Annotated in this window: 9 protein-coding genes and 1 pseudogene; 3 read left to right on the forward strand and 7 right to left on the reverse strand. The window is 66.6% G+C overall.

The features are described from left to right. From VFH65_RS12995 to VFH65_RS13020, 6 genes and pseudogenes are all read right to left on the reverse strand, one after another. A pseudogene (locus tag VFH65_RS12995) lies at positions 1-195 on the reverse strand (hypothetical protein); the annotation flags it as partial. Positions 196-286: 91 nt separating this feature from the next. Further along, a complete protein-coding gene (locus VFH65_RS13000) occupies positions 287-2,179 on the reverse strand; it encodes a serine/threonine-protein kinase (protein ID WP_353322027.1) in 1,893 nt (630 codons plus the stop codon). A gap of 35 nt (positions 2,180-2,214) precedes the next feature. After that, a complete protein-coding gene (locus VFH65_RS13005; protein ID WP_353322028.1) occupies positions 2,215-4,095 on the reverse strand; it encodes a serine/threonine-protein kinase in 1,881 nt (626 codons plus the stop codon). A gap of 83 nt (positions 4,096-4,178) precedes the next feature. Then, positions 4,179-4,736, reverse strand: a complete 558-nt coding sequence (locus tag VFH65_RS13010; protein ID WP_353322030.1) for a Dps family protein — start codon at positions 4,734-4,736, stop codon at positions 4,179-4,181. A 74-nt stretch (positions 4,737-4,810) separates the two neighbouring features. Next, a complete protein-coding gene (locus tag VFH65_RS13015) occupies positions 4,811-5,722 on the reverse strand; it encodes a DNA-3-methyladenine glycosylase family protein (protein ID WP_353322032.1) in 912 nt (303 codons plus the stop codon). Positions 5,723-5,731: 9 nt separating this feature from the next. Next, a complete protein-coding gene (locus VFH65_RS13020; protein WP_353322034.1) occupies positions 5,732-6,103 on the reverse strand; it encodes a DUF427 domain-containing protein in 372 nt (123 codons plus the stop codon). 94 nt (positions 6,104-6,197) lie between these two features. Between VFH65_RS13020 and VFH65_RS13025 the strand changes: the two genes are divergently transcribed. Beyond that, positions 6,198-6,668 carry an SRPBCC family protein gene (locus tag VFH65_RS13025; RefSeq protein WP_353322036.1) on the forward strand — a complete coding sequence of 157 codons (471 nt, stop codon included), beginning with the start codon at positions 6,198-6,200 and terminating at the stop codon, positions 6,666-6,668. Here the strand turns inward: VFH65_RS13025 and VFH65_RS13030 are convergent. Next, a complete protein-coding gene (locus tag VFH65_RS13030; protein ID WP_353322037.1) occupies positions 6,665-8,044 on the reverse strand; it encodes an NAD(P)/FAD-dependent oxidoreductase in 1,380 nt (459 codons plus the stop codon). The genes VFH65_RS13025 and VFH65_RS13030 overlap by 4 nt on opposite strands. Positions 8,045-8,088: 44 nt before the next feature. On the opposite strand from VFH65_RS13030, the gene VFH65_RS13035 reads away from it, so the two are divergent. Together VFH65_RS13035 and VFH65_RS13040 are read left to right on the forward strand one after the other, a co-directional pair. Then, positions 8,089-8,745, forward strand: a complete 657-nt coding sequence (locus VFH65_RS13035) for an enoyl-CoA hydratase-related protein (protein WP_353322039.1) — start codon at positions 8,089-8,091, stop codon at positions 8,743-8,745. Positions 8,746-8,804: 59 nt separating this feature from the next. Beyond that, positions 8,805-9,012 (forward strand): DUF4262 domain-containing protein (locus tag VFH65_RS13040; RefSeq protein WP_353322041.1); only part of this gene is annotated, 208 nt, incomplete at its 3' end.

Consider the following 9,012-nt stretch of genomic DNA (forward strand, 5'->3'; position numbering starts at 1 on the left):
GACGATCACCTTGTTCATCGACGGCGAAAACACCGACACCTTGTCCCAACGCTCATTGACATGCTCCACACCAGTGATGTGCGCACCCTGCCCCGGCCCAGCAGCAGGCTGCGCCACAGCCACCGGAACCGACACCAACGAAACCGAAAAAAACAAGACGACGGCGACCGCGCGAAGGCGACTCTTCAAGATCACCGGCTGATTATGGGGGCCAGGCAAACATTAGGCAACACTAAGAGCGCGGCCGGTCGCGCGTGTCGCCTTGATACGACCCGGCACTTTGGCGCTAATCGCCTGTTCGCGTGAATGTTTCGTCGAACTCCAGATTGACCGCGCAGGACCCGGTCTGTACCCAGGTGCCGTGCCCGCTCAGGGACGGGATCGGATTCTGCGGCGGCGCAGGCAATGGAAATTGCGCGTCGGCCTTCAGAGTCGACGGGTCGCCGTTGGGACATGGGCCCTCGGTCCTGTCGGTCCAGACCCACTTGCCGTCCTCGAACACCAGCGGAATGTCACCCGCTGCGACCACGAAGTAGCTCATGCACCGGTCGCCGGTACGCAGACAGTCAGTGGTGACACCGGAATCCGCCTGCAGTTGCGGCAAGCCGGGCGTCGTAAAGGTCCTCGTGATGTGATAGCGGCCGCGCAAGCCTTCGGCAGGTGACACGACGCGCGGCGGCAGGTCGGCCGGGTCGGGCAGGCTGTCGATGTCGACGTCGCCGATGCGGGTGAAGGTCACGGTTCGTTTTTCCTGGCATTGGTCGCTGGTGGTCCTGGTGTGTTCGCCGGCCAGCGTGCCGTCGGGCCGTGGTTGCAGCCGGAACACTTGCCAGGTCTCGGCGGGAATGTCGTGGCACTGGCTCGTGGCGACGGATACGGCCAACCACTGATCGCCGACCTCGTCGAATTCCATTGTCTCCGCGAAGGACACGTCGCCCTTCAATTGTGACGCGGTCGCCACGCATCGGCTGGAGTCGCACACCGAGCGGACGGCGTACCTGCCCGTCGACGGTGTCGTACCCGGAAGCGGTGTGCCGTCGAGCCCGGTGGCGGGGCCGAAGGCGGCGGTGTACATGCCGGTGAAGGGTCCGGTGTTGGGCGCCGGGGCAGGTGAAGGCGGCGCGGCGGCGCTCGGTTGCGGGGTGGCGCCGGGATCGTCGCCCCCCGCAAGACTCACTGCCGTGACCACACCACCGGCGATCAGCAACACCACCGCGGCCGCGGCGCCGATCAACACGCCACGACGACGCTTTCCGACCGGCGCGGCGGGTGGGATGAACTGTGCGGGCGCGGTAGGTGATTCGCTGCTGGCCTGCCACGGCTGGGTATGCGCCGGATCCGCGACCCCAGGGAGGATGCGGCCCATCGGATCGGTCACCGCTTGGCGCGCCGCCGAAGCCATCTCCACAGCGCTCGGGTAACGCTCGCTTGGTTGCTTGGCCAAACCGGTCGCGATCACCTGATCCAGCGCGATTGGCACCGTGTCACGGTCCTGCGACGGTCGCGGCGGCGGAGTCACCATGTGCCCCACCGCGATCTGCTCCAACTCCTGGCCCGGGTACGGCGGCTGACCGGTCAAGCACTGATACAACACACACGCCAACGCGTACACATCGGAGCTGGGCTGGACCTCGCCTGTCCGGAAACGCTCGGGAGCCATGTACGCCCACGTGCCGATGGTGGTGTTGGCCGATGTCAATGCTGTGTCACCGGTGCCACGGGCAATACCGAAATCGATCAGATACGCGAAGTCGTTGTCGGCCAACAAGATATTGGACGGTTTGACGTCACGGTGCACCAACCCGGCCTGATGGGCGCTGTGCAACGCCGAGGCGATCTGCTCGATGATGTACACCGCACGACCGGCATCCAACGGCCCGGCATCCAACAACGTCTGCAAGTCGACACCGTTGATCAGCCGCATCGTCACGTACAGCCGGCCGTCGATCTCGCCGACGTCGTAGATCGGCACGATGTGCGGGTCATCAAGGCGTGCCGCCGCGCGGGCTTCACGACGGAACCGCCTGTCGAACTCCGGGTCCTGCGCGAAATGCGGCAACAGCATCTTCAACGCCACCACGCGGTCGATCTCGGTGTCGTGAGCCCGCCAGACCTCGCCCATTCCGCCACGGCCCAGCAACTCGATCAGCTGGTAGCGACCAAACGGCGTGCCCTCCACCGGCTCACGATAACGACCGAACGCCGAGTCTGTGACTAATCGCCGGTGCGGGTGAAGGTTTCGTCAAACTCGATGTGGATCGCGCACGGGGCTGACTGTTGCTGGCTGCCATGGCCGGAAAGTAGCGGTATCGGATTCGCCGGTGGTTGTGGCAGCGGGTACTGCGCAGTCTTCGTCACATGCATCGGGCCGCCTGGACACGTGCCGCTGTCGGCCTCCTCCGTGCGCATGTGCCAGCCGCCGTCGCCGAAGACCAGCGGCTGCGCGAGGCCCCCGACACCGTGGAAGTAGCTCATGCACCGATCGCCGGTGCGCACACAGGCGGTTCTGACGGCGAGATCCGACTTCTGTTGCGCCCCGTTCGTGAACGTTCGTAAGACCTGGTAGCTGCCGCGCAAGGCTTCGGCAGGCGATATCACCCGGGGCGGCAGGTTGGCCGGGTCGGGGAGGCTCTCGAGATCGACGTCTCCGGTGCGGGTGAAGGTCACCGTGTGCTTGCTGCCGCACAAGTTGCTGGCCGTCACGGTGTACTCGCCGGTGAGGGTGCCGTCGGGCTGAGGCAGCAGCCGAAACACCTGCCATGACTCGGTTGCAGCGCCACGGCAGTCACCCGTAGCAAGGGTCACCGCTACCCAGGTCCCACCGACGTCGTCGAATTCCAGCGCTGGCGCGAAGGTGGCGTCACCGCCCAGTTTCGCCGCGGTCGCGACGCAGCCTGTCGGCCTGCACACCGAGCTGACCGCGTACGTGCCGGCCACCGGTCTCGGACCGTCCCCGTTGCCGTCCCCGGAGATCAGGCTCGCACCACCGAATACCGCCTTGTACATCCCGGTGAACGGGCCGGTGTTGGGCGGTGGGGCAGCCGAAGTCGGCGCCGCGGCGGCGGTGGTCGACGGGGCGGCGGCACCGGCATCGTCATCGCCCGTGAGGCTCGCCGCCGCGACTACGCCGCCGGCGATCAGCAACACCACAGCGGCCAGCGCGCCGATCAGGACACCACGACGGCGCTTTCCTGCCGGTGATCCCATGAACCGCGCGGGCGCGGTGGGCGATTCGCTTTCGGACTGCCACTGCTGCGCATAGGCCGGATCGCTGACCCCCATCGGCGCGGTGACCGCCTCACGGGCCGCAGCGGCCATCTCGACCGTGCTCGGGTAACGCGCAGCGGGCTGCTTGGCCAAACCGGTGGCGATCACCTGATCCATCGCCATCGGGACCGCCGCACGATCCTGGGACGGCCGCGGTGGCGGAGTCATCATGTGGCCCACCGCGATCTGTTCCAGCGCCTCACCGGGATACGGCGGCTGACCGGTCAGACACTGATACAGCACACACGCCAACGCATAGATATCAGAGCTGGCCTGAATCTCCCCCGCACTGAACCGCTCGGGAGCCATGTACGCCCACGTGCCGATGGTCGTTTTGGCCGACGTCAACGCGGTATCACCGGCAGAACGCGCGATGCCGAAATCGATCAGATACGCAAAGTCGTTGTCAGCCAACAAGATGTTGGACGGCTTGACATCGCGGTGCACCAATCCGGCCCGATGCGCGGTATGTAACGCCGAAGCGACCTGCTCGATGATGTGTACCGCACGAACAGGATCCAGCGGCCCGGCATCCAAGAGCGTTTGCAGATCAACACCCTTGATCAGCCGCATCGTCACATACAGCCGGCCATCGATCTCGCCGACGTCGTAGATCGGCACGATGTGCGGGTCATCCAGACGTGCCGCGGCGCGGGCCTCGCGCCGGAACCGCCTTTCGAACTCGGGATCCTGCGCGAAATGCGGCAACAGCATTTTCAACGCCACGACCCGGTCGATGGACGTGTCATGGGCGCGCCAGACCTCGCCCATCCCGCCACGACCCAGCAACTCGATCAGCTGGTAGCGACCAAACGGCGTGCCCTCCACCGACACACGATAACCAGGCAGCCGCCGCGCCCGTGGGCAAAACTGGGTGACGCCTGTGCGGCAACGTCTTCCGGGTACAGAACCTACTTGACGGGCGACTTCTTCTTAGCGCTTTGCGCTGCGGCCTTCTCGGTCCTGGCGCCGCGGTTGGCCAGCTGACCGCCGGAGTTCTCCAGGTGAGCTCGCATGAACCACTGGAACTTCTCCAGCTCGCCGGCATGCCCGATGATCATGTCCTGCGATACCAGGTCCAGATCTTCCAGCGTCTCGATGCACTTGCGGGTGTCCTCGATCACGCCGGTGTAGACCAGATCGAGTGCCGCTAAGTGTGCCTGCACAGTGTCGCGCTCGACCGAGTAGTCGTCCCAGGTGCGGTCCTTGATGATCGCTCCTGGCGTGCCCTGCGGCGACTTGCCCAGCGCCGCAATGCGCTCGGCCACTTCGTCGGCGTAGCCGCGCACCAGTTCGACCTGTGGGTCGATCATCTCGTGCACGCCGATGAAGTTGGGGCCCACGACGTTCCAGTGCACATGCTTGAGCGTCAGGTGCAGGTCGTTGTACGTGCTCAGCTGCTTCTGCAGCAGGTCGGCAACCTTGCTGCCGTCCTTCTCGGACAAGCCGGGGATCGTGAATTCAGTCATCAACAGCTCCTTCGCATGATCGACTGTCCCGCGACGTGTACCCAGACGGGTTGGCCGGTAATCGTGCGGGTCAGCTAGATCGCACGTAGGTTCGGAATCGCCTGCCGTGCCGTGACCCGCGGTGCATGCGCCTGCCCTGTGACCTCCAGTAGCCGAACCGCGCGGTACCGATGTGGCCGCAGCGGTTCGAGCAACTCCACCATCGCCGGGTCGTCGATCGCACGGCCCAGAAGCCTCCATCCGACCATCTTCGCCAGGTGGAAATCGCCGACCGACAACGCGTCGGCATCGCCGAATGCGCGCTGGGCGGTTTCGGCGGCGGTCCACTCCCCGACACCGGGAAGCGACGTCAACGCCGCACGGGCCTGCTCCGCCGGCCGGGAGGTCAGCCGTTCCAGCGAGTCGGCTCGCTGTGCGCAGCCGACGATCGTGCGGGCCCGGCCTGGGTCGACGTTGGCCAGGTGAAACTCCCACGACGGGATGCGCCGCCAGACCTCGCCGCCCGGCGGCACCCGCATGTGGGCGGGTGCGGGACCTGGCGCAGGCGCCCCGAACTTCGTCACCAGCTTGCGCCACGCCCGGCGCGCGTCCATGCCGTAGACGCGCTGTTCGAGAATCGCGGGGACAAGTGACTCCAGCACCCGGCCGCTGCGGCCCAGCCGCAGGTGCGGCACCCGCCGCGCCAGCTCGGCGATCGTCGGCTCGTCGGGACGAAATCCTGACGCGTCGTCGTCGGCTCCAAGCTGCGCGGGCAGTGTCTCGGTGAATTCGGCCGCGCCGCTACCCCACGCCTCGCAGTTGAAGGTGTCGGCCGCCGAGCGCGTGATCCGTGCCGTCACCGGTCCGCTGGCCGTCAACGCGGTGCGCCAGATCGCGCCATCGGGCGCATCGTGATAGCACGGGTCGCCGCGGCCACGGCGCAGCGGCGACAGTGTCAGGCTGGGGCTGGCCGGCCCGTCGAAGTCGACGCTGACCGAGCAATGCACAGGCTCAGACTATTCGACGGATATGTCGGCCTTGTCCGGATAGAACGCGACGTGCCCGGCAATCTGGGCGACCGCCGGGTACGGCTTCTCGTAGGTCCAGATCGCGTCGTCAACGGTGTCGCCTGCCGCGGTGACGAGGTGGTAGTAGCTGGCCTCGCCCTTGTATGGGCAGTACGTCTCGGTGTCGCTGGGCCGCAGCTCGGCCATGACGTCGCGGAGCGGGATGTACTGCACGGCGGGGTAGGTGGACTCCTGCAGCGTCAACGGGTCGTGGGTGTCGGCGACGAGTTCACCGTTCACCCGCACCGTCACGTGCTTGCCGGTGGGTTCGACGGTGATGGGATGCGACTCGGTGGGCTCGAGTACGGGTTTGGTGGCCATCATTAGTCTCCTGACGCCGGTGATTACCCAATCTCTCAAGCGCAACATCGGTCGACCCGCCAATTCTTCCTTTCCGGCCAAATACGATCGCGCCATGACCGAACCTGGCCCGGCCACCGCGCAGGCGGAGGTAACCATCGATGCCGACCCCGACACGGTGTACCACCTGATCACCGATCTATCCACGCTGGCGTCGATGGCCGAAGAAGCCGAGGCCATGGACTGGCGCAAGGGCGATGTAGTACGTCCCGGCGCGGTGTTCAAGGGCCATAACCGCAACGGCATCTTCCGCTGGTCGACCACGTGCACCGTCACCGAGGCCGAGCCAGGCAGCGTTTTCGCGTTCGACGTTCGGTACCTGGGCCTGCCGGTCGCGCATTGGCGGTACGAGCTCGCCGCGAAGGACGGCGGCTGTCGGGTCACCGAGGGAACGTGGGACCGCCGTCCCGGCTGGTTCAGCAAGACGGCGTGGGTTGGCACCGGGGTGCGCGACCGGACCGCCGCCAATGCCGAGCACATCAGGCTGACGCTGCAGCGACTCAAGGAGCGTGCAGAAGCGATCTAGGGCCGGCCAGCGATCTTGTCGGCGACGACAGCGATCGGTGACGTTCCCGCTCGGCCCCGGGCTTCGTGCCAGTCGGCCGCCTTGTAGGCGAGATACATACCGCGCACGCCCAGCCAGCGCAGTGGCTCCGGCTCCCAGTTGCGTGACCGGTGGCCGACCCACGGCAACTCCGTGAGCGGGCTGCGCCTGCGGAGCACCAGATCCGTCAGCGTGCGGCCGGCGAGGTTGGTTGCCGTGACACCGTGCCCGACGTATCCGCCTGCCCACCCCAAACCCGTTGCCTCATCGAGGACGACGCTGGCTTCCCAGTCACGCGGTACAGCCAGCACCCCGCACCAGCCCTGCGCGATCGGGACATCGCGGGTCTGCGGCAGGACGGTGTGCAGCGTCGCGGTCAGGTGTTTGATGGTGCGCTCGGGCACCCGGCCATCGAGGTCGGTGCGCGAACCGTAGCGGTACGGCACACTGCGGCCGCCGATCGCGATGCGGTTGTCGACGGTGCGCTGCGCGTAGAAGAAGCCGTGCGCGGTATCGCCAAGCGTTTCGCGGCCCTGCCAGCCGATCGACTTCCAGATGTCATCGGGTATCGGATCGGTGGCGATCATCGAGCTGTTCATGGGCAACCAGCGCCGCCGCAGCCGGGGAAGCGCGGCGGTGAATCCCTCGGTGGCCCGCAGCACGATCGGTGCTTTCACCATTCCGATGGGTGTCGTCACCCGTCCCGCCTCGATCTTGGTGGCCGGTGACATCTCGTAGATGTCGACGCCGATGCGCTCGGCCGCGTCGGCAAGACCGCGCACCAGCCGGGCGGGCTGCACACGCGCGCAATGCGGGTTGTAGAAGGCCGACACCAGGCCATCGAGCTGAATACGTTGCGCTGCTTCATCTTTCGTCAGCGTCGTGATGCCGTCGACCTTCCAGTGCAGTTCCTCGTCGACCTCGGCGGCCAGCCTCGACGCCTGCGCGGGGTTGCGTGCGACGTGCAGCGTGCCGCCCTTGACGATGCCCGCGTCGATGCCCTCTTTCTCGGAGACGTCGATCACCTCGTCGACGGAGTCGTTGAGCGTCTGCTGCCAGTCCAGCACGCGGTCGCGCCCGTACAACTGGGCCATCCGGTTGCGGTCACCCGGCACCAGGCCGGACAGCCAGCCGCCGTTGCGGCCCGACGCGCCGAACCCGGCGAATCGCCACTCCAGCACGACGATTCGCAGCGAGGGGTCTGCCCGCTTCAGGTAGTACGCCGTCCACAACCCCGTGTATCCGGCGCCGACGATGCAGACGTCGGCGTCGCGGTTCCCCGGCAACGGCGGTCGTAGGGGCGGATATTTGGTGAACCAGTTCGAGACGCGACCGTTGACCGGACCTGCTGTGGGCACCGTCCGATTCTGGCAGGGCAGGCGGGCGATGGTGTAATCGCAAGATGGCAGGTCTGGACCGCCGTGGCGCGGTATTTGTTCTCACTCTCGGCGATGACGAGAACCGTTTCCACCCCGACCGGTTGGCGGCCATCAACGCCGCGCTCGACGAGGTCGAAGCCGCACAGGGGCCGAAGGCGGTGGTCACGACCGGCGCGAGCAAGTTCTACTCCAACGGCCTTGACCTCGACTTTATGGCGTCGCATCCGGAGGCGTCCGAGTCGAATCTGCGCGACGTGCATGCGCTGTTCGCCCGGGTGCTGGCGTTCCCCGCACCGATCATCGCCGCGGTGGGTGGCCATGCCTTCGCGGCAGGGGCCATGCTGACGCTGGCCCACGACCTCATCGTCATGCGGGCCGACCGCGGCTATTTCTGCCTGCCCGAGGTCGATCTCGGCATCCCGTTCACCGCGGGCATGAACGCGCTGATCCGGTCACGGCTGCCAATCGCGACGGCGCATGAGGCGATGACGACGGGGCGTCGCTACGGCGGCGAGGACGCGCGGGCCGCCGGGATCGTCGCGGCCACCGCAGCCGAGGGCGAGGTGATCGACGTGGCCGTCGCCCGTGCCGAGGAGCGGGCCGCGAAGGCGGGCCCCGTGTTCGGCGCGATCAAGGCGCGGCTCTATGCAGAGGTCATCGCCGAACTCACCAGCAGCTGACCGTATTTGTCGGACGCCGGGCGCACTCTGGCGGCAACTCCGACAGAAAGGTGCGGCCCATGTGCTGGCAGTGCGATAACCCCGACCGACCGATCCAGGAATACTTCGATGAACTGCGGGAGACGATCCGCACGCACGGCTGGGTGGTGCAGTTCGTCGAGGATGACCGAAGGCCATTCGCCTACACCATCGGGCTGCACGACCGCGGGTTACCCGAACTGGTCGTGACCGGGATGTCGTCGTCGCTATCGGCCCTCACGTTGAACG

It is taken from the genome of Mycobacterium sp. (genome assembly GCF_035697385.1).
GTDB lineage: Bacteria > Actinomycetota > Actinomycetes > Mycobacteriales > Mycobacteriaceae > Mycobacterium.

Coding starts and splice junctions, on each gene's coding strand:
- VFH65_RS13010 (WP_353322030.1), bottom strand. CDS start 4,736: ATGACTGAATTCACGATCCCCGGCTTGTCCGAGAAGGACGGCAGCAAG.
- VFH65_RS13025 (WP_353322036.1), top strand. CDS start 6,198: ATGACCGAACCTGGCCCGGCCACCGCGCAGGCGGAGGTAACCATCGAT.
- VFH65_RS13020 (WP_353322034.1), bottom strand. CDS start 6,103: ATGGCCACCAAACCCGTACTCGAGCCCACCGAGTCGCATCCCATCACC.
- VFH65_RS13035 (WP_353322039.1), top strand. CDS start 8,089: ATGGCAGGTCTGGACCGCCGTGGCGCGGTATTTGTTCTCACTCTCGGC.